Source organism: Microvirga sp. 3-52, assembly GCF_018383585.1.
In the GTDB taxonomy this organism is placed as follows: Bacteria; Pseudomonadota; Alphaproteobacteria; order Rhizobiales; family Beijerinckiaceae; genus Microvirga.
In genome coordinates this window covers 1-20,775 of sequence record NZ_JAHAMK010000043.1, presented here as the reverse complement: position 1 = coordinate 20,775, position 20,775 = coordinate 1, and the positions used below count along the sequence as shown (strand labels likewise).

General features: G+C 58.0%; 19 protein-coding genes. 9 read left to right on the top strand and 10 right to left on the bottom strand.

The window, feature by feature from the left end:
* Positions 1 to 146: 146 nt before the first annotated feature.
* Positions 147 to 869 (bottom strand): hypothetical protein, encoded by a 723-nt coding sequence (locus KHP60_RS25340; RefSeq protein ID WP_249689038.1) that lies wholly within the window; start codon positions 867 to 869, stop codon positions 147 to 149.
* On the opposite strand from KHP60_RS25340, the gene KHP60_RS25580 reads away from it, so the two are divergent.
* Complete coding sequence (locus KHP60_RS25580) at positions 753 to 3,302, top strand: EAL domain-containing protein (RefSeq protein WP_311925227.1); 2,550 nt, start codon at positions 753 to 755, stop codon at positions 3,300 to 3,302. The genes KHP60_RS25340 and KHP60_RS25580 overlap by 117 nt on opposite strands.
* 102 nt (positions 3,303 to 3,404) lie before the next feature.
* Positions 3,405 to 4,280: an aldose 1-epimerase family protein gene (locus tag KHP60_RS22365; RefSeq protein ID WP_213566497.1), complete on the top strand. Its 876-nt coding sequence runs from the start codon at positions 3,405 to 3,407 to the stop codon at positions 4,278 to 4,280.
* Positions 4,281 to 4,305: 25 nt separating this feature from the next.
* On the opposite strand, the gene KHP60_RS22360 is transcribed toward KHP60_RS22365, so the two are convergent.
* Positions 4,306 to 4,626 (bottom strand): response regulator, encoded by a 321-nt coding sequence (locus KHP60_RS22360; protein WP_249689034.1) that lies wholly within the window; start codon positions 4,624 to 4,626, stop codon positions 4,306 to 4,308.
* 467 nt (positions 4,627 to 5,093) lie between these two features.
* Positions 5,094 to 5,303: a hypothetical protein gene (locus KHP60_RS22355; RefSeq protein WP_213566495.1), complete on the bottom strand. Its 210-nt coding sequence runs from the start codon at positions 5,301 to 5,303 to the stop codon at positions 5,094 to 5,096.
* Positions 5,304 to 5,551: 248 nt separating this feature from the next.
* Between KHP60_RS22355 and KHP60_RS22350 the strand changes: the two genes are divergently transcribed.
* Positions 5,552 to 6,742, top strand: a complete 1,191-nt coding sequence (locus tag KHP60_RS22350) for a YihY/virulence factor BrkB family protein (protein ID WP_213566494.1) — start codon at positions 5,552 to 5,554, stop codon at positions 6,740 to 6,742.
* A 188-nt stretch (positions 6,743 to 6,930) separates the two neighbouring features.
* On the opposite strand, the gene KHP60_RS22345 is transcribed toward KHP60_RS22350, so the two are convergent.
* From KHP60_RS22345 to KHP60_RS22315, 7 genes are all read right to left on the bottom strand, one after another.
* On the bottom strand, positions 6,931 to 7,965 hold the full coding sequence (locus KHP60_RS22345) for a UDP-glucuronic acid decarboxylase family protein (RefSeq protein ID WP_213566493.1): 1,035 nt from the start codon (positions 7,963 to 7,965) through the stop codon (positions 6,931 to 6,933).
* Positions 7,966 to 8,076: 111 nt separating this feature from the next.
* Positions 8,077 to 9,186 (bottom strand): glycosyltransferase, encoded by a 1,110-nt coding sequence (locus KHP60_RS22340; RefSeq protein WP_213566492.1) that lies wholly within the window; start codon positions 9,184 to 9,186, stop codon positions 8,077 to 8,079.
* Positions 9,183 to 10,277, bottom strand: coding sequence for a glycosyltransferase (locus KHP60_RS22335; protein WP_213566491.1), 1,095 nt, complete (start codon positions 10,275 to 10,277; stop codon positions 9,183 to 9,185). The genes KHP60_RS22340 and KHP60_RS22335 overlap by 4 nt, the downstream gene beginning before the upstream one ends.
* Positions 10,274 to 11,386: a glycosyltransferase gene (locus tag KHP60_RS22330; protein ID WP_213566490.1), complete on the bottom strand. Its 1,113-nt coding sequence runs from the start codon at positions 11,384 to 11,386 to the stop codon at positions 10,274 to 10,276. Before KHP60_RS22330 ends, KHP60_RS22335 begins: the two co-directional genes overlap by 4 nt.
* Positions 11,383 to 12,516, bottom strand: coding sequence for a glycosyltransferase family 4 protein (locus KHP60_RS22325; RefSeq protein ID WP_213566489.1), 1,134 nt, complete (start codon positions 12,514 to 12,516; stop codon positions 11,383 to 11,385). Before KHP60_RS22325 ends, KHP60_RS22330 begins: the two co-directional genes overlap by 4 nt.
* Before the next feature lie 42 nt (positions 12,517 to 12,558).
* Complete coding sequence (locus KHP60_RS22320) at positions 12,559 to 13,677, bottom strand: NAD-dependent epimerase/dehydratase family protein (protein WP_213566488.1); 1,119 nt, start codon at positions 13,675 to 13,677, stop codon at positions 12,559 to 12,561.
* The gene (locus KHP60_RS22315) at positions 13,674 to 14,786 is read right to left on the bottom strand and encodes an NAD(P)-dependent oxidoreductase (protein ID WP_213566487.1); all 1,113 of its coding nucleotides are present in this window, start codon (positions 14,784 to 14,786) and stop codon (positions 13,674 to 13,676) included. Before KHP60_RS22315 ends, KHP60_RS22320 begins: the two co-directional genes overlap by 4 nt.
* 412 nt (positions 14,787 to 15,198) lie before the next feature.
* On the opposite strand from KHP60_RS22315, the gene KHP60_RS22310 reads away from it, so the two are divergent.
* The 6 genes from KHP60_RS22310 to KHP60_RS22285 are packed head-to-tail and all read left to right on the top strand — an operon-like array spanning position 15,199 to position 20,527.
* Complete coding sequence (locus KHP60_RS22310; RefSeq protein WP_213566486.1) at positions 15,199 to 16,281, top strand: inositol-3-phosphate synthase; 1,083 nt, start codon at positions 15,199 to 15,201, stop codon at positions 16,279 to 16,281.
* Positions 16,282 to 16,298: 17 nt separating this feature from the next.
* Positions 16,299 to 16,898, top strand: a complete 600-nt coding sequence (locus KHP60_RS22305; RefSeq protein ID WP_213566485.1) for a histidine phosphatase family protein — start codon at positions 16,299 to 16,301, stop codon at positions 16,896 to 16,898.
* Entirely contained in the window at positions 16,895 to 18,004 is a 1,110-nt protein-coding gene (locus KHP60_RS22300; protein WP_213566504.1) for a glycosyltransferase, read from the top strand. The genes KHP60_RS22305 and KHP60_RS22300 overlap by 4 nt, the downstream gene beginning before the upstream one ends.
* Positions 18,005 to 18,006: 2 nt before the next feature.
* Complete coding sequence (locus KHP60_RS22295; RefSeq protein WP_213566484.1) at positions 18,007 to 18,819, top strand: nucleotidyltransferase family protein; 813 nt, start codon at positions 18,007 to 18,009, stop codon at positions 18,817 to 18,819.
* 8 nt (positions 18,820 to 18,827) lie between these two features.
* Positions 18,828 to 19,601 (top strand): TIGR04290 family methyltransferase, encoded by a 774-nt coding sequence (locus KHP60_RS22290; RefSeq protein ID WP_213566483.1) that lies wholly within the window; start codon positions 18,828 to 18,830, stop codon positions 19,599 to 19,601.
* Positions 19,598 to 20,527: a beta-xylosidase gene (locus KHP60_RS22285; protein WP_213566482.1), complete on the top strand. Its 930-nt coding sequence runs from the start codon at positions 19,598 to 19,600 to the stop codon at positions 20,525 to 20,527. Before KHP60_RS22290 ends, KHP60_RS22285 begins: the two co-directional genes overlap by 4 nt.
* The last annotated feature ends 248 nt before the right edge of the window (positions 20,528 to 20,775 follow it).

Sequence of the window (20,775 nt, the reverse complement as noted above, 5' to 3'; positions counted from 1 at the left end):
AGCGTCGCAGCTCCTTGACCGCAAACTGACCGGACAGTTATTCGATAATCTGACGATCGTTCAATTCATTGCAGACAATACGTCAGTCAGCACGATGGCACGCCCGTTCGCACGGACCAGCATGACGCTCTGCCATTGGACCGGTATCAAGCCCGGATGTTCTGCAAGCAGCAGATTGAATTTTCTCGAGGCATGATGCCCTTCCTTTGGGCCGGTTGGAATCCGGCATGACCTGAACAACCGGATGATTCCGGGCGGATAATTTTTGAATGATGGAACGTCCTGGTCCCGGCACTCCGCCTCCGTGGAAGGAGGCCGATCGCCTCGCTGCGCTGCAGGATTTCGACATTCTGGATACAGAGCCTGAAGTCGCGTTCGATAGTATTGCGACGATAGCCGCCCAGATCTGCAACGCCCCGGTTGCGTTCATTTCCTTTCTCGATGAGCGGAGACAGTGGTTCAAGGCTAAAGTCGGGCTTGAGATCCCTGAGACGCCCCGAGAGGCGTCGGTCTGCAATCATGCCATCCACTATCCGGGCTTGTTTGTCGTCCCCGACATGACGGCCGATCTGCGCTTCAGAAACAGGCCGGTTGCAGCAGGAAGTCCAGAACCCGCATTTTACGCAGGAATCCCACTGACAACGAAGGATGGGCTGCCGCTCGGTATGCTGTGCGTGCTCGATCATGACGCCCGCCCGCAGGGCTTGAGCAAGCCGCAGGAAGAGGCGCTTGGAGCACTTGCTCAATCCGTCATGTGTCAGCTTGAGTTGAAGCGTGCCAACAGAATGGCTGTCGAGCGGGAGGAGTTCACAAAGCGGCTTCTTGCCAGCTCCGACGACTGGATCACTGTTTTCGACCTCGAGGGCCATCTCCACTTCATGAGCCATAGCGGCATGAGAGCTATGGAGGTGACCGAATTCGGCACCATCGATGGCCGCAAGTGGACCGACCTGTGGGGACACCTCGTACGTGACGAGGCGCAACGCGCGATGGAGGCGGCTATAGCCGGGGGAACGGGCCGCTTCCATGGCCCCCGCACAACGGCAACCGGCGCGCAGAAATGGTGGGACGTGGTCATCACGCCTGTCGTGGGCCGTAACGATGCCGTTCAAGGCCTCCTGTGCATCGCCCGTGATATCACCGGATTCCGTCAGGTCGAGCAGAACCTGCGCAAGAGCGAGAAGCGCCTTCGCACGCTTGTCGATGTCATGCCGCTCTCCTTCACCTCGCCGCAAGTGGTCTGGTTTAGCGACCCCGACGGCGAATTCACATACTGCAACGATGTCTGGTACGAGTATACGGGTCTACACTCAGACATGGAACCGAAGGAAGGATGGGGAGCGATCCTCCAGCCGGATCAGCGTGAGAGGATTCTGACGCTGTGGAAGGGTGCGCTTGGTGCCGGCACCTCCTTCGAAATCGAGATGCCTCTTCGCCGTTCATCCGATGGGATGCATCGCTGGTTCATCGTACGCGGGCAGCCGCTCAGGAACGAACAGGGCCATGTCGAGCAATGGTTCGGCATTGCCATAGATATCCATGAGCGTAAGCAATCGGAACAGGCCTTGAGCGAGAGCGAAAAGCGGCTTCAGCTCGCTTTGAAGGCTGCCCACATGATTGCGTGGGAGTTCAATCCACAGACAGGCACCACGACACGTTCAGAAAACGCCCTTGCTCTCCTCGGAATTCAACCGGGGCCCGACAAGACCTTCATGACAGGCATTCATCCCGAAGATCACGCGAAAGTCGAGGGTTTCCTACAAAGGATTCAATCAACCGGCTCGTACTCCATCGAATGCCGCTATGTGATGCCTGGAGGCGACGTAAAATGGCTACGCTCCCGGGCAGAGCAGGCTGGTCCCGACCGGGTTGTGGGAGTGACATTCGACATCAGCGAGCAGAAAGAGGCGGAGGAGGAAATCTGGCGCTCCGCCAATCATGATTCACTCAGCGGTCTTCCCAATCGCACCCTTTTCCAGCAACGGATTGAGGCTGCTCTCGCACGGGCCCGGGCCAACGGCACGAGTGTCAGCCTGCTGCTGATCGACTTGGATGATTTCAAGGATATCAACGATACCCTCGGGCATGACGCAGGCGATGCTCTGCTGCAGGAGACAGCGCGACGTCTTTCCAGGATGGTCCGCACCTGCGATACTGTGGCACGCATCGGCGGCGACGAATTTGCCGTACTGGTTGTAGAGCCGCTGAAACTCGAGAATGCCACCCGCCTCGGCGCGCTGATTGCAGAGATGCTGCGTCAGCCCTTCACTTACCAGAAGAGGACGCTCGTCAACCGCGTGAGCATCGGCATCGCTGCTTTTCCCGATCATGACGGAACGCCGACAGAGCTGGTCAAGGACGCCGACATTGCGATGTATCAGGCCAAGTCTCAGGGGCGTAATCGGGTCGTCACATATTCGCCCGAGATGCGTAGAGCCATCGAGCAGCGGGTCTCGCTCGGACGAGGTATGCGTGAGGCGATCGCGAATGATGAGATCGTTCCATTCTACCAGCCGAAGGTCAGCCTCACGACCGGAGAGATCGTCGGGCTCGAAGCACTCGCGCGTTGGCGGCATCCTGAGAAGGGCATTCTGACGCCGGCCTTCTTTGGCGCGGTGTTCGAGGATCATGAGATTGCAGCGTCGATCGGCAAAATGCTGACATCGAAGATCGCGGCAGATGTGCGCCAATGGCTCGACGATGATCTTCTCTTCGGCCGCATCGCGATCAATCTGTCGCCGGCTGAGTTCGGGCAATCCGGCTTGGTCGACAGCATGCTGAGAACGCTCGATTGGCTGAAGGTTCCGCCGACCTTCTTCGAGGTGGAGGTTACGGAGACGGTTCTTCTCGGCAGAAACTCGGACAGCGTTTCGTCTGCCCTCACGCAGTTCCGGCAACATGGAGTCCAGATCGCCCTCGACGATTTCGGCACCGGCTATGCCTCGCTGACTCATCTGAAGCAATTCCCGGTAGACCATATCAAGGTCGACCGCAGCTTCGTGCGGGATCTGGAACAGGATTCCGATGATGAAGCCATCATCGCCGCTGTGATAGGCCTCGGGAAAAGCCTGCAGCTTCAGGTGACGGCTGAAGGCGTCGAGACGCATGGGCAAGCAAAGCGCCTGCGCGACCTGGGCTGCGACCATGCCCAAGGCTATCTCTATGCCAAGCCCGTGGCCGCCGCCCAGGTCCCGGAACTCCTCCGCCTCTGGAACGCCATGCTCATCAAACCGCTCCCGACTGTAACACAAGAGCGCGGAGCGGGTGATCTCGCGTCTCCCAAGCAGAAGCAGAGCTTTTAAGGGCGTGAGATCATTCCTCCTCTGTGTTGTACTTTTTTGACACCGACCCGGATCCCGCTCGCTGGAAAATGCTCTAAGGTCCACCACAGGAGGAACTTTCCGATGAGCGTTACGATTTCAGGTTCACGCCTGCAGGCTCAAATATCCGAAACCGGGGCTGAACTCGTGCGGCTTCGGGATGAGCAGGATCGGGACCTCTTGTGGGATGGTAACCCTGCCTTCTGGACGGGCCGCTCTCCCCTCCTTTTCCCCATCGTCGGGCGTGTGAGGAACGACCGCATCCAGGTCAATGGAGCGGAGTACGAACTGCCAAAGCACGGCTTTGCCCGGATCTCCCGGTTCGAGATCGATGAGGCCGGACCGTCCCGGTGCCGTTTTCGCCTTTGTTCCGACCAGACCACGCTCAGGCAATATCCCTTTCCGTTCCAACTCGATATCACCTACGCAATCGAAGGTGCCACGCTGACGATGGAGGTTTCCGTCACCAATACCGGCTCCTCCGTCATGCCGGTCTCGTTCGGATTCCACCCGGCCTTTCGCTGGCCCCTGCCCTATGGGGCGCCGCGTGAAACGCATGAAATCCGCTTCGAGCGCGAAGAACCGGCCCCCATTCGCCGGCCTGTCGATGGCCTGATCAGGCGCAATGCCGAGCCAAGTCTCGTGGAAGGCCGAACGCTTTTGCTGCGCGACAGTCTTTTCGAGACGGATGCTCTTGTCTTCGACCGGCTCGAAAGCCGTTCCGTCGTGTATGGAGCGCCCGGTGGCGGTTCCATCCGCGTCGACTTTCCTGACATGCCGCATCTGGGCATCTGGACCAAGCCGGGAGCTGGCTACATCTGCATCGAGCCCTGGCAAGGGCATGCCGATCCAGAAGACTTTGAAGGCGAGCTGACTGTCAAGCCAGGCGTCGTTATGGTTCAGCCCAGCGAGACACGAAGATTCGCGATGAAGGTCACCGTCAACAGCGCAGACCTGTAAGAGGACTCCCCGTCAAAACCGGACGTCAATGGCTCGTCATGAGCTCGCGGATCTGCTGGACCACATCTTCGCTGGAATAGGGCTTCGGCATGAAGCGCCCTTCATCTGGAATCTGCCCGGAATGTGGTCTGTGATAGGCGGACGAGATCAACAGAGAGATATGCGGCCAGCGTTGCTGAACGCTTTCGGCAAGATCGAGGCCGTTCATGGATCCCGGCATATCGATGTCTGTAAAGAGCACCCGTACATCATCGGAGTAGGCTTCCAGCACGGCAAGGGCCACATCGGCATTGGCGGCTTCCAGCACATGGAAGCCGGCATCCTGCAGATCGTCAGCCGCAGCCATCCGTACCAGGAGTTCATCTTCGACAAGCAGAACGACTGGTGTGTCTTCTGAATAATTGTTCATCATGAGCCATGGAACGAAACTAACTTATGTTAGTTCCTACTGCTCAGGTAGTTTTTTGAGGATGGGGCTGGGCTATGGCGTCGCACAAGTTCAAGGTAGGTGATCAAGTGCGATTGGTTAAGCTTACGAGCACTAATACCGTAGAGGCCTTTCTCAACATGGTGACGACCATCGATGTCACAAGGCCTGAGGACACATGGGAGATCACCCGCCTCCTTCCGGCTGACAGCAACGGCTTTCAGTATCACATCAAGGGAAATCAGAAAGGTCCAGAGCGCCTTGTGCGAGAAGAGCAACTCCGTCCTATCTGACGAAATGGCCCCTACTGAATCCCGATCGCAAGCACCGCCTAGTGACTTCGATATCGGCGATGCCTTCCTTTAAATATCATGGTAACGGCTGGCTCAGCCCGCCTTACGAAGCGGGCTCTCAGCAATCCGATCGGCCACAGGTTGGTTTCGACGGCGTAAGTCGTGCAGTTCCTGTCGAACCGTCTCAAGAATTGGATTGAAAGTCGGTCCGTGCTCCTTCGCAATCTCGACGAGCACATCGATCGCCCGCAACAGACGTTCCTCGGTCACCGGTTCCCACTTGCGTCCTGACCACTTGTCCATCTCAGACCCTCCTCGTGGATCGAGAGAGACACTGGCCCATAGAATCTTGCATCCGAGTTAAAGCCGGCGATCAATATGAGGGCACGCACAGTCGGTAGACTGCCTCCGTTTCCGAGGCTGGGGCTGACATAAGGGCGCTCCAGGGTCGCTTGTGCCCATAAGTGCGTGGAACCGCTGCGTTATTCGGAAGGTTTACGGTTGAACCGGGCTTTTTGTCCGGCAACTGATAAACGAGGCTGTAACCGACTATGGCAGATAATCCGGCTATCCAGCAACCTGGAGCGCGGCAATCCTCCTCATCCTCGACCGTCACGACCATGTGGGCCGTGGTTCTCGGATGGGCTCTCGTGCGTCTCGTCGTTGGTGGAGAGCGCTCCACCCCAACCCAGGTCAGGCGGCCATCGTCGCACCCGACACAGTCCAGGGGGCAGGCACGGAACACCAATTCAGACTTTGCAGAAAAGCAGCATGCTCCACCGCAGGCAGCTGATGAGAAAGGGCGTGGCCGAAGTGCCGATACGCCAACCGAGATCCCGGCACGCGGTTGGAAGGACATCCTGTGGCGCACCTACGAAGAGTTTAACAAAGACCGCGTCATGTCGGTTGCAGCTGGAGTGACCTATTACGCCCTGCTCGCTCTCTTCCCTGCCATCGCAGCTCTAGTCTCGATTTACGGCCTATTCGCCGATCCAGGCACGATCCAGGATCATTTGAATACCCTGTCGGGCGTTCTTCCTGGCGGCGCACTCGATATTATTCGCGAGCAGGTCACCCGGATTGCCTCCCAGGGAAGCGGTAAACTCGGGTTCGGATTCGTCTTCGGCTTGGGGTTGTCGCTCTGGAGCTCCAATGCCGGAATGAAAGCCATCTTCGACGCCCTCAACATCGTCTACGGTGAGGAAGAGAAGCGAAGCTTCATCAAACTGAACGTGCTGTCCCTCTCCTTCACCCTGGGCGCTATTGCATTCATTCTCATCGCTCTCGCCGGAATCATCGTTCTGCCAATTGCCCTTAACTTTATCGGCCTGGGTTCAGGGACTGAGTGGCTGGTGTCTATTGCACGATGGCCGATACTCCTGATCGGCATCGTAGTCGGCCTGTCGCTGATCTATCGTTTCGGACCCAGCCGTGACAAAGCGGAGTGGCGCTGGGTTACACCTGGTGGAATTGTAGCCGCCGTCTTATGGCTTGCCGTCTCCATGCTCTTCTCATGGTATGTCGCGAACTTCGGAAGCTACAATGAGACCTATGGTTCGCTCGGCGCTGTCATCGGATTCATGACGTGGATCTGGCTATCGACGACCGTTGTTTTGCTTGGTGCCGAGATCAATGCAGAGATGGAACATCAGACAGCCAAGGATACGACGGAAGGGGCTCATCAGCCCATGGGGGCTCGCGGCGCGCAGATGGCTGACACGGTTGGCGTGGCAAAGAGCTGAATCGTGCCTGATATGTCATGATAAAGGGCGCTCTCTATAGAGCGCCCCTTGTTTTGCCTGACCTATAATAAGTCCATCAAAAAGCTCTATGAATGAGTCGAGATCCTGTCGGATTGTCTTACTGGCAGAACGAGAACGCGCTGGCCATCGCCAATGCATTGTTTATCTCACGCGTCTTACACCCCGTTTCAGGCCCGGCCAGCCGAGATTGCACCTGCCAAAGTCTCTACTACACGGGCTGCCTTATTGTCCGCGGACTGATCTTCCGCGAACCAAGAAATCGTGGCCTTCAGGCCGGCATCTAGAGATGTGCGAGGCGACCAGCCAATCAGTTTCTTGGCAAGAGAAATATCGGGGCGACGACGGCGTGGGTCGTCGACCGGCAGTGGCCGCGTCACGATGCGAGATGAGGAACTGGTCATAGCCAAGACCTTTTGGGCTAGTTCACCGACAGTGAGTTCAATTGGGTTACCGAGGTTAACCGCACCAGGGAAGGCTTCGTCATAGGCCATGAGACGCATAAAACCATCTACGAGATCGGACACATAGCAGAACGACCGGGTTTGGCTTCCATCTCCATAAACGGTAATGTCGTCACCTGCGAGAGCTTGGCATATAACGTTCGAAACCACGCGTCCATCATCAGCACGCATACGCGGGCCATAGGTATTGAAGATCCGTGCCACTCGGACATCGGCTCGTCCTGAACGGTCGAAATCGAATGTCAGCGTCTCTGCAGCCCGCTTGCCCTCGTCATAGCAAGCGCGTGGACCTGTAGGATTCACATTACCCCAATAACTTTCCGTCTGTGGGTGAACCTCAGGATCGCCATAGATTTCGCTTGTTGAGGCCAGGAAGAAGCGTGCACCTGTCGCCTCAGCAAAGGTGAGAAGGTTGTGTGTGCCGACGACGCTCGTCAGCATGGTATGCTCGGGATCTGCCTGATAATGGGGAGGAGAGGCTGCACAGGCAAGATTGAAAACTTCATCAATCTTCACGCGCTTGGAACGCAACCGGGCCGGCAGTGGCTTGATGATATCGCCATCAATGATATCGAAACGCGGCTCGCGCTCTAGGTGACGAAGATTTTGCTTTCGCCCCGTTAAAAAGTTATCGAGCGCTATTACATGAGCACCATCACTGAGAAGAGCGTCGCAGAGGTGAGATCCGAGGAATCCGGCCCCGCCTGCTACGAGAACATGCTTACTCTTGCCATTCTTCATGAGACGCTCTCCTTCTCAGACCCTCAAAAAGGTCCCAAGGTACAAACCTACTGTGCCCAACATTGAAGCGTGGCATTTGTTCAACGCCATCTTTAGAATGTATTCATAGGATCAGGATTCAACTGCCAAAGCGACTGGCAGTTCCTGATGTCTGCGCCGAATGGCCTCAAGGAGGCCCTGCTCCATCGACGCTGCACGATGAGCGGACGTATGCTCTTTAAGAATTCGATGCCGCGCTCGAGCACCCAAAGCTCCTCTCTGTTCATCAGACCATGTACTGAGTACATCGAGAACATCGTCAGGGGTGCGAGCGAGGAGGATCTCGCGATCCGGCTCCAGAAGCGTTTCAAGCCCTTCCCACGGGTCGGAAATGATCGGCGTTCCACAGGCAGCAGCCTCGAAAAGACGAACGCTCGGGCTGTACCCCGCCCGGATCATGTCGGCGCGCGTGACATTGAGGGTGTAGCGGCTCTGCGCATAGAAGGTCGGATGCTCGTTCGGCGGCACGTGATCGATACGCTCAACATTCTCCGGCCAGTCGATCTCAATTGGGTACTGCGGACCGGCCACCGCGAAGCGCAGATGAGGTGCTGTTCGGGCTGGTTCTATCAGGAGCCGCTCCAGCGTCGGCTGTCGGTCTGGACTGTAAGTGCCCAGATAACTGAGATCCCACCGCTTCTCCCGATCAAGCATCGGATATGCCTCGGGATCGACGGAGCAGTACAGGGCTTTCGCAGCCGGCGAGCCATACCGCTCTATGAGCAGATCAAGAGTCGGTCCGCCGGTAAAGGAGAAGTAGACATCGTAGTCAGGAATCAGGTTCGGCGTGAGATATTCGTAATCGTTCCTCTCCAGTTTCGCGAGTGTCACGGGGGTATCGATGTCATAGAATGCCACAACGCCATTTGCCACCCGCTGAACGTAGCGACCAACATCCACGCCTTGCGGCACATAGGAGCCGACGACAACTGCATCGGCACCTTTGATTGTTTCTCGATACCGCTCAAGATCCGCCAGATTGGAGTATAATTCGAGACGGCAGAAATCAGGATTCTGCAGATCGCGATGGGACGCATACCAAGGCACGTCGCGCTCAAGGAACAGCACATCGTGTCCACGCGCTGCAAAGGCCCTCAATAACGCGCGGAAGGTTGTCGCGTGACCATTGCCCCACGAGGAGGACAGGCTCAACCCCAAAACAACAACGCGAAGCTTCGTCACGCTACGCTCCTTTCGCGCTTCTGGGAGACCTCCTCGCACAGGATGATATCGACCTCTGCGCCACGGCGGGTATAGGTGTGCTCGGCCATGATCCGCGTCCTCGCGGCATCCCCAATGGCCCGAGCTCGCTTGGGTGTCAGAGCTTCGACATGGTCGGCCACGTCCTTGCCATCGCGCGCCACCAAAACCTCCTCTCCTTCCTTCAGGAAAAGTTCCAGGCCGATCCAAGCATCGGTGATCAGGCATGCGCCGGCTCCCGCGGCCTCAAAGACTCGGGTTGCGGGCGAGTAGCCTGTACTCGCCATTGAGTCGCGAGCAATGTTGAGAACGGCCAACGGGCTCGTGTTGAAAGCGTTGTGATCGCGCGTATAGACATGACCGATATGGCGTACGTTCGACGGCATAGCTTTCGTCTCCCAGCCATTGCCACCAATCAGAAAACTACGATTCGGCAGACGCGCAGCTGGCTCCAGGAAGAACTGCTCCACGCGCGCCTCACGATCGGGCAGACGATTGCCGAGAAAGGACAGATCCACCCTGAAACGCTCGTCGGCAGGAACCGGATGGTGGGTCGTCGGATCACAGGCATTGTAGATCGGGATGCAGCGGCGGGCGCCGAATCCCTCATAGGCTTCAATCACCGGCGGACCGCCACCATAGGTGAGGACAAGATCGAGATCCGGCATCACACGATGAAGCGGATGATCGGAGCTCCCGCGCATTTCGGCCAGGGTTGCAGGTGCATCCACGTCCCAGAAGATCCGAACGGCATCGGAACGCGAGGCAGCGACGACCCCTTCCAGCAACTCATTATCGAACACACCGACACCGGAGGCCTTGATTACCACATCGGCCTTTGCTGCCTCGGCCACAACGTTGCGCACGGCTTCGTCCGTCGCAGGGTAGACCTTCACCTCTGCCCAATCCGGGGGATCGATGTCCCGGTGCTTCTGGCGGTCGAAAGCGTCCGGCTCGTAGAACGTGATGCTGTAGCCGCGACGGGCGAGGTCGCTCAGTAGACCGCGATAGTATGTGGCGGCTCCATTCCAATACGAAGACAGAAGGCTGGAGCCGTAGAAGGCGATTTTCATGCCGGCATCTCCGTCGGCGTCGAAACGCCGTAGCTTGAGAGAATGGCGAGAAGTTGATCAACTCGATGAGCACAGGAATGGCGGTTGCGGATGGCGCCGAGACCGTTCTCCGCCAGTGAGCGGCGCAGATCGGGATCATCGCGAACTGCTTTCATGTGGCACTCCATCTGCGTTTCATCTTGGGCGACCAGAAAATCCACTCCGGGATTGAACAAGCCTTCTGAATCGCTCCACGGAGCGGAGATCAGTGGAATGCCGCAGGCAAGAGCTTCAAAAACCCGGATAGTAGGAATGCCGGGAAGTATGTCGACATAGAATCGTCTCGGCACATGCACAGTCGCTACATGTCTTGCAAATACCTCAGGTGCATGAGCATTCGGCAACCAGCCGCGATAAGTCACACGATAGCGGGCAAGGGTTCGAAGCGCGTCTTCGGGATAGCGGACACCATAGATGTCGAGAGGCAACCCGACGGTCTGGGCAGGGCGCAAAAGGAAGTTTTCCAGTTCCGCACTGCGCTCGCCGTCGCCCCAGTTGCCGATCCACACGAGGCCTTTCCGTTCCGGCTCTTGCGCAGGAGGATGGAAGATCCGGGTATCAGCAGCCTCGTGCCAGACATGGACGCGTTCGCCCCAGCCCCAACGGCGATAGACCTCCGCGAGCGTTTCGCCGAAGGCGAGGACGCCGTCATAGCCACTGAGATCGAACTGGCGGATGGCGTTAGGATCGCTCACAGCCCTGTGGTGCGTGTCGTGGAAGAGGAGCGTGAACCGGCCGCCCCGCCGCCGCACCTCCCCGATGGCATCAACCAGCCAGGGATCGTTCCATTCATGCACGATAACGACATCGGCGTCGGCAAGGGCCTCATCGAGGTCAAAGTCGGGATCGAAGACTGTCGAGGACAATTCAGGGTAAAGGCTGCGATAGGCATCGAGACCTGCCTCCCCATGATCACTTAGAAGGTTCTCGAGGCTCCAGGCTCCCTGAGGTTCGTAGGCAAGAACTGCATGCCCACGATGAGCGAGCTCGCGCAAAACTCCGCGCAGGAAATGTGCATTGCCATGGTTCCAACAGGAGGCAAGGGAATGCGTGAAATAGACGAACTTCATGCAACGGCTCCCCTAAGGGATGAACTCAGGGATTTCCGACATAATATAGAATGGTAAGCGTTCAGAACATTCGCACTCATGGCCTCGACGGTGTAAGTATCAGCCCGCTCTCGAGCAGCGCGCCCCAGAGACGTTCGGTTTTCAGGATCCTGCAAAAGATGGTCGATCACCCCAGCAATTGCACTCTCATCGCTGGGATCAACGAAGAGTGCGGCACCCTCCCACAGCTCACGGAAAGTTGGAATGTCAGATAGTACCAAGGCGCATTCCATCTGAGCGGCTTCGAGCACTGCTAGACCGAAGGGCTCATAACGGGCCATCGAAACAAAGATCGGCTTTGCGCTCAGATACTGCGCGATCTCTGCGTCGCCTAACCGACCAAGCGCTCTAGCGTAGGTGGCCTTAACCTTTGTACCGTTCGGCCCCTCCAGAGGCCCGGCAGCAAGAAGCGGAACAGTGAGGTGAGATGCGACCCGATCGATAGCAGCGAAATTCTTTCCCTCATCCCAGAGGCGCCCTGCCGTGAAGACGAGATCTTCAACGGGAACGCTTCTTATGACTGCTCCAGAACGTCTGCCATTTCTAACGATAGCCGGCGCTTGTGCAAGACCATAGGCCTGAACTGTCGCTTGCGCGAATGCGAGTGTTGGCGCCAGGAGTTGGTCGGCTGCCGCATAGCCTCGCGCGACGAGTTCCGTCCGCCAGACGAACTCTTCCGGCAAGGAGCCGCCTTTAACGGCCTGCCACCAGGTTGCGACGCAGGAGTGGCAGACTGCAACGACAGGAACATCGAACGAAGCATGGGCTGCCAGAGCTGGAGAATTGAGATGAAGGAGATCCGGCCGGCTCTGCGCGGCAATGCGGGCAATCGTTTCGCTGGCCTCCTCCACCTCGCGCTCACTCTGAGCCGTCCAATCAAGGGGGAGACCTGTCAGGATGAGCTTTGCTCCCGTGGCTTCGGCTGTTGCCCGTTGATCGGCGGAAGGGGGAGGCCCGAGCACTACGATTGTCGTTCTGACACCATGCGGACGCAGACCCTCAGAGAGATCCAGCGCATATTGCCATACCCCTCCAACTGCATCTGCTGTCATAAGCACATGCAAATCTCTTTTCCAGTCAGGCCATGTCATGGCAGCGCTCCAAGTTATCCAACTTGAAAGCGGAAGGGGCCGTCATGACAGAGCCTCTACATCCTGCAGGCGAGAAGGTGATGAACTTAGACGCGAGAGGCCGCTCTCTTCCTGCAGCCAATCTGCCAGAGTAGCTACCCCCTTGAGCCAAGAGTTCGGTTGCTTCAGCCCAAGCTCCCGAGTTGCGAGGCGAGTATCAGAAACGTAATAGCGCTGGTCTCCAGCACGCCAATCGGCGTAGATCGTCTCGGCCGGACGGCCAATGATTTCCTCAATGTGGGTGATGAGCTGACGCAGGCTGATGGCGTTTTCCGGACCGCCACCAAGGTTGAAAGCTCGCCCCTGAACTGCATCGATACGCTTCCATGCGGCAGCATAAGCAGCGACGGCATCGGAAATATCGAGCACATCACGGACCTGACAACCGTCACCGTAAATTGTAATCGGCTCGCCCTGAAGGGCACGGATCAAGAAATGAGCCACCCAGCCCTGATCCTCGGTCCCCATTTGTCGCTGACCGTAGATGCAACTCATGCGCATGACGCAGGTCGGAATGCCGAAAGAGCGAGCGTAGTCCAGTACGTACTGGTCAGCCGCTCCCTTCGAGCAGCCATAGGGTGTGTGGAAATCCAGAGGTCGATTCTCTCCGATGCCTGCCTTCCTGATCGTAGGATCACACGGTTTGTAGGCATCGTTTGTTTTCTCCAACTCCACATCCGCAAGGTCTCCATAGACCTTGTTGGTGGAGGCAAAGATCAACGGCACCCGCTCGTCTCGTTGTCTGAGCACGTCAAGCACATTCAGAGTACCGCGAATATTTATCTCAAAGTCCTCGCGGGGATCCGCAAGACTAGTCGTCACGGCAACCTGCGCCGCCATGTGAAACACGGCCTGAGCCTCGCGGGCGGCATCAGCGATAGAGGTCTCATCCCGAATATCGCCAATTACAGCAGAAATCTTGCTCGGATGCCGGCTCTTGAGCCATTCGAGGTTGCGGCCGACGCCGGGGCGGAGCAAAGCGTCATAGATCAGAACATCGTGCCCCTCACTGGCAAAATGGTCGGCGAGATTGGAACCAATGAAGCCAGCGCCGCCTGTCACCAGAACGGGACGATGGCGAAGTACGGCTGGCGCAGCAGCCGGTGTGTCTGATGCCTTCATGCCACCAAACCTCGCGCTTCCAGCTCCTTTCGGGCTTCGTTAACGAGATCCTTGGCTTCCTGCTTGGCAACCCATTCGGCAAGTTCCGCCAAGCCTTCCGCGAAATCTTTTCTTGGCTTGTAGCCCAATTCCTGCTGGATCTTACTGATGTCAGCGATGCAATGGCGGATGTCGCCAATGCGCGCCTTTCCGGCAATTTCCGGCGCCATCGGCCGATTCATCGCTTGAGACAGAAGCTCCGCAACTTCAGAGACGGTACGGTCCTGCCCGCTTCCAACGTTGTAAACACCGCCCGGGGCCTCTTCGTGTTCAAGCGCCAGAATGAATGCCTGCGCGACATCCTCCACATGAACGAAATCGCGACGCTGTTGGCCGTCCTCGAAGATCATCGGCGGCTGGCCGTTGTGGAGCCTCGATGCAAAGATGGCGAGAACGCCTGTATAGGGATTGGATAGAGCTTGCCCCGGTCCGTAGGCATTCCAGAGCCGGAGCGCCACACCCTCCATGCCATAGGCGGGGCATAGTGTGAGCGTTAGTCGCTCCTGAACATATTTCGAGAGCGCATAGACCGAGGCGAGCGCGGGTTTCTTCCACTCGGGCGTCGGCGCCGGGATCAAAGGTCGTCCCTGTTCGTCCAACGGATCCCAAGGGTCGCTCTCACTCGCGCGTGCCACGCGCACAACATCCTCTCGGACCCTCCCATCCGGATCCTTATAGAGGCCCTCGCCGTAGATGCTCATGGACGAGGCGACGACCACCCGCTTCACTGGATTGTCAATGAGTTGCTGGAACAACACAGCTGTGCCGTAATCGTTGACGGAGACGTAGCGGTCGACCGCATACATGCTCTGACCAACGCCAACCTCGGCTGCAAGGTGGACTACTTTCGTGGCACCCTTTAGCGCCCGCAGGAGTGCCGCCTCGTCGCGGACATCACCTACGACGACCTCGACGTCCCGGTCGAGCCCATCGGCTTGTGTCCTGTCACCGTGCACCTGCTCGATGAGGCTATCGAGCACACGGACCCTGTGTCCACGCTCCAAGCAGGCACGCGCAACGTAGCGCCCGATAAAGCCTGCACCGCCGGTAATGAGGATCGTATCCGTCACAAGATGTCTCCAGATTGGCTTCTGGCCCAAGCGCCGATGAATCAGGCAGGAGACGACAGCCTATTCCTCATCCGGAAATGTGACGCAGAACATGCACATATTCCAGCTTAGGAGCAGGCTTTTCAGCAGACCTCGCCAAACGAGGACTGCGCCATAGATCTCCCTCACAAGCTTGAGTTTGCGTTCAGGAAACTCCGAGGGATCATCTTTGTTCCTGACTTCGAAGCAGTAGTTTGGGCGCTTGGCTGTGAAGACAAGAGTCACAGGTGCGGAATCTGGGCGGAACAACAAACCTTCTTCAAACGTTGAAGGCCAAGCTTTGGGAGAAGGTTTAGGTCGGATGCCTGCGGCCTGCCGGTGCCTTTTTGCCTGAAAAGAGAGCATCCGTCCGGCCATACATGGGAGATCCGTCATGAGTTCGAGGAAGGTCCGCGTCGGGATCGTGGGCGTCGGCAATTGTGCCTCGTCCTTCGTGCAGGGCCTCTCCTATTACAAAGATGCGAAAGGCAACGAGCCGGTCCCTGGATTGATGAATGTTGAGCTCGGCGGATATCATATCAGTGACGTCGAAGTGTCTGCGGCGTTCGACGTGAACGCTTCAAAGGTGGGGCGCGATGTTGCCGAGGCAATCTTTGCGGAGCCTAACAATACGCAGCGGTTTGCCACGGTCCCGCAGAGTGGGATTATCGTCAACCGGGGCAGGACACTTGACGGACTTGGCAAGTATTTGCGCGAGACGATCGAGGAATCGCCTGACGATGAGGCTGACGTCACTGCGATTCTGCGCCAGTCCAAAACAGACGTCCTCATCTCTTACCTGCCTGTCGGTTCGCAGAAGGCCACCGAGTGGTATGCCGAACGGGCGCTTGAGGCAGGATGCGCTTTCGTGAACTGCATTCCCGTCTTCATTGCCTCGAATCCGGAATGGCATAAGCGGTTTGAGGAACGCGGGCTCCCCATCATCGGCGATGACATCAAGAGCCAGGTGGGAGCCACCATCGTTCACCGCGTGCTTGCCAATCTCTTTCGGGAACGTGGCGTGCGGCTCGATCGCACCTATCAGCTCAATTTTGGCGGCAATACCGATTTCCAGAACATGCTGGAACGGGAGCGTCTCGAGTCGAAGAAGATATCGAAAACACAGGCCGTCTCCAGTCAGCTCGACATTCCCCTGCCCGCAGGCGACATCCATGTGGGGCCGAGCGATCACGTGCCGTGGCTCACCGATCGCAAATGGGCTTACATCCGGCTCGAAGGCACGACCTTCGGCGGCGTGCCGCTGAACATGGAAGTGAAGCTCGAAGTCTGGGACTCCCCGAATTCCGCTGGCATCGTGATCGACGCCGTGCGCTGCGCGAAGCTCGCAATGGATCGCAAGATCGGAGGCGCGCTCACTGGTCCGTCCAGCTATTTCATGAAGTCGCCGCCACAGCAATTCACCGATAACGAAGCCCGCGATAGAACAATCCGCTTCATCAATGGTGATGAAGATTAGGGCGCAGGAGGGTCAAGGTGACCACCACGTTCTTTCTCGTTCGCCACGCAGCCCATGATCGCGTCGGCACCATTCTTTGCGGACGCATGGCGGGAGTGTGTCTCGGCTCAGTCGGGAAAGTCCAAGCAGAACGCCTGGCTCATCGCTTTGCCAACGAGAACGTGACCTGTATCTGCACAAGCCCTCTTGAACGAGCGATGGAGACGGCACAGCCCATCGCACGGCGCCTTGGGCAACCTGTTCAGGTTTGCGACGCCATCAACGAAATCAACTTTGGAAGATGGACCGGAGCAAGCTTCAAAGCATTGAATGAAAATCCGCTTTGGGCATCCTGGAATAGATCGCGCAGCACCAGTCGCCCCCCTAAGGGAGAGACGATGCGGGAGGCTCAAGGGCGCATTGTCGGAGCCATGGAACAGTTGCGCAGCCTTCACGCGGAGCGTTCGGTTATCCTCGTGAGCCACAGCGATGTGATCAAGGCGGCCCTCCTCTATCACCTCGGCATGCCGATCGATGCATACGGCCGCCTTGAGATAGAGCCTGCCTCGATCTCCACGCTCGTCGTGGGCGAGTGGGGGTCGAAGATTCTACGGTTGAACGAAGTGGTGGCCGCATGAAGATCGTCATATTCGGCCTGACCATCTCCTCATCTTGGGGCAACGGCCACGCTACGCTCTGGCGCGGCTTGTGCCGAGCGCTCGCAAGACGGGGGCATAGGGTTGTGTTCTTCGAGAAGGATGTGCCCTACTACGCTGCCAACCGGGACCTTTTGGAACTTCCGGGCTGCGATCTCATCCTCTACGAGGATTGGGACGGCATTCGCCTTCAGGCTGAGACAGAATTCAAGAACGCAGACGTCGCCATGCTGACGTCTTATTGTCCAGACGGCATCGCCGCTGGCGATCTCCTGCTGACTATAGCGCGCGGCACACGTGTTTTCTACGATCTCGACACTCCGGTAACCTTCTCGCGTCTGGATGCAGGCGAGCCGATCAGCTACATCGGCCCCCATGGGCTTGGCGATTTTGACTTGGTCTTAAGTTACACAGGAGGCCAAGCCCTTGGAAAGCTACAGGCTGAACTTGGGGCAAGACGCGTTGCTCCCCTTTATGGGCATGTGGATCCGGATGTGCATCGCCCAGTGTCATCCATCAATCATTATGTCTCCGACCTCTCCTATCTTGGCACCTATGCGGCGGATCGCCAGGAGGCCTTGCAGCGCCTGTTCATCGACCCGGCTGGCTTCCGGCAAAACCAGCGCTTCCTCATCGGCGGAGCACAATATCCGGACACCTTCCCCTGGCAGCCCAACATTCATTTTGTGCGGCACCTTCCTCCACCAGAGCACCCTGCCTTCTACTCGTCCTCACGCCTGACGCTCAACATCACGCGGCAGGCCATGGCCGGGATGGGCTGGTGCCCCTCCGGGCGCCTGTTCGAGGCAGCAGCTTGCGGGGTGCCCATTCTCTCCGACTGTTGGGAGGGCCTCGACAGCTTCTTCGAGCCTGGCAGGGAGATCCTGATTGCGCGAGATACAGAAGATGTTGTCACAGCTCTCGACCTCACGGATGTCGAGTTAAATCGTATTGCCAGGGCAGGCCGGGAGAGGGTGCTCGGAGAGCATACGGCGGCACACAGAGCGAAGCAGCTTGAGATCTTGCTCGAAGGCTCCAGTTCCCTTGCGCGGTCGACCGGCGGCCCCACTGCAATCATGGAGGCCTGATCATGTGGGGGATCATACCCGCGGCAGGGATCGGCAGCCGCATCCAGCCACTGGCGTTCTCGAAGGAGCTTCTGCCCGTGGGAAGCCGTCTCGACGATGGCATCGAGCGCCCCTGCGCCGTCAGTGAGTACCTTGTCGAGCGCATGATTCATGGTGGAGCGGATAAGATCTGCTTCGTCATTTCACCTGGCAAGTCCGACATCATGGAATATTATGGAGCAAGCTACGGAAATGCGTTCATCGCCTATGTGGTCCAGCCGCAAGCTCGTGGCTTGTGTGATGCAATCTTCCAGGCGTCTCCGCTCATTTCCGCCGACGAAAGCGTGATCGTCGGCCTTCCTGACACGGTGTGGTTCCCTGAGAAAGCGCTGGCGGAATTGCCGGAAGATTCTCTCTCGTTCCTTCTCTTTCCGGTGGACAACCCGGAGGTCTTCGACGCAGTTCTCCTGGACGAAACGATGCAGGTCCAGGAGATCCAGGTGAAGCAGCCGGATGCCGCCTCACGCTGGATCTGGGGTGCCTTCAAGATGCCAAGCCATGTTCTGGAAGCGCTCCGTCAGCTTTGGATTTCGCGCAATCGCGAGGATGAATATCTCGGCACCCTCGTGAACGCCTATCTGGCGAAGGGGGGCAAGGCTATCGGTGTGAAGGCAGGTGAATCCTATGTCGATGTTGGAACCTTGCATGGCTACCGCGCCGCCATCGGATTGCTGAGTGAAGCGGCCCAGCACGACACCATCTCGGGCGCCCGCGTTGCCCTCGGCTGGCCGGCGGGTCGTCTGCCACGCGGACTTCATGACTTGAACAGGGAGTAATCGCCACGATGAATGCCGTCGATCCCACGCCGCCTGACGAAATCCGCCGGAAAGCCGAAGCGCTAGGGCCCTGGTTTCACAACATCGAGCTGAAGAATGGTGTCTGGACCGCTCCCAACCATTTCCTCGGCAATTATCCCGCCGTCAAGTGGCAGCAATTTGCCGACGCGATTCCGCAGGATCTGACCGGTAAAAGCGTGCTCGACATTGGCTGCAATGGCGGCTTCTATTCCATGGAAATGAAGAAGCGCGGCGCGGAGCGTGTGCTCGGTGTCGACTTCGACGAAGCCTATCTCGCTCAGGCCCGTTTCGCTGCGCAGACGATGGGCTACGACATCGAGTTCCGCAAACTCTCTGTCTATGATTCAGGGCAGCTCGGCGAGCGCTTCGACGTCGTGCTCTTCATGGGCGTTCTCTACCACCTGCGCCATCCACTGCTAGCACTTGACCTCATTCACGAGCATGTGGCCAAGGATCTGCTCGTATTCCAGTCGATGCAGCGGGGATCGGCTGACGTCATGTCTGTCGAGGAGAACTATACCTTCTGGCAGACAGATCACTTCGACGATCCGCGGTATCCGAAGATGCACTTCATCGAACATCGCTATGCCGATGATCCCACGAACTGGTGGGCACCGAACGCTGCGTGCGTCGAGGCCATGCTCCGCAGCGCCGGGTTCGAGATCGTCCGGCATCCTGAAGCCGAAGTTTACATCTGCCGCCGTGTCGATGCCCCACCTGGGGCGGGTGCCGTCTATCCGGCCCAAGGGAGAAATGCATGATCGAAGCTGCAATGATCTGGAACGAGCCCAACAACAAGTCCCATTGGGACCCGGAAATCGATCCGGATTGGAAGCTCTTCTCCGAGATGGCGATTGCCGCAGGTCAGGCGATCAAGGCCGAGAATTCCAATCTGCCGCGCGTGCTCGGCGGCATCTCGCCCATCGATCCAGGCTTCATCAAGAAGCTGGAAGGCCATGGTGCCATGGCTCACTTGGATGTCGTGGCCGTCCACGGGTTCCCACTCGACTGGAATCTGTGGCAGATCCACGAATGGCCTGCGAAGATCGATGAGATTCGCGCGGTAACGGACAAGCCCATCTGGGTGAGTGAGGTCGGCATCTCGACCTTCGGTGCCGAGGAGGTTCAGGTCTGGGGCCTGAATCGGACTGCCGAACTCCTGATCGGCAAGGTGCCGAAGATCCATTGGTACAGCCTGTACGATCTTCCCCGCTCCTGGGAGGCAACGACACGCCACAGGGAGGCCGAAGGCTCATCCTATTACAGGCATTTCTACATGGGCCTTCTGCGCGAGGACGGCATGCCGAAGCCTGCTCTCGAGGAATTCGCGAAACACACGCCCCAGATGGGTCTGTGCCAGTGGTTCCACTATGAAGACCACCGCCTCGACGATGCGGTCGCCTGGATGAAGCGCCTGGGCGTGAGATACCTGCGCACCGGCCTATCCTGGGCCGACAGCTTCCGCCCGAATGCGCTGGACTGGTTCGACCGTCAGATGGAAGCGCTTGCGGATTTCGATGTGACGGTGACCTTCTGCTTTACGCCGGAGCATCGTGGAATTGCGCCCCATCACACTAGCGCACCACAGGCGAAGGAAGAATTTGCGGAATTCTGCGCCAGCATGATCCGACGCTATGCACCCTCAAGCCAGACTGCCCGGCCGGACAAGGTATTGGAAATTCTCTGAGCCTGTATCAAGCGGCACCCATAAGAAAGGCGGCTGAACCCAGGCTCAGCCGCCTCAGCGTTTCTAGAGCAACGGCAGTTCTGACGGAGTCCTTGGGGCTATGCGGCGCGGCGGCTTCGTGATTCACTTGTCTCAGCCCTCTTTCTGGGAGGAGATGAGCGATGACCAAGTCCTACTCGCTGGATCTGCGCCGCCGAGTGGCGCGCTTTGTCGAGGCGGGGCATTCCTGTCACGCGGCCGCCCGCCAC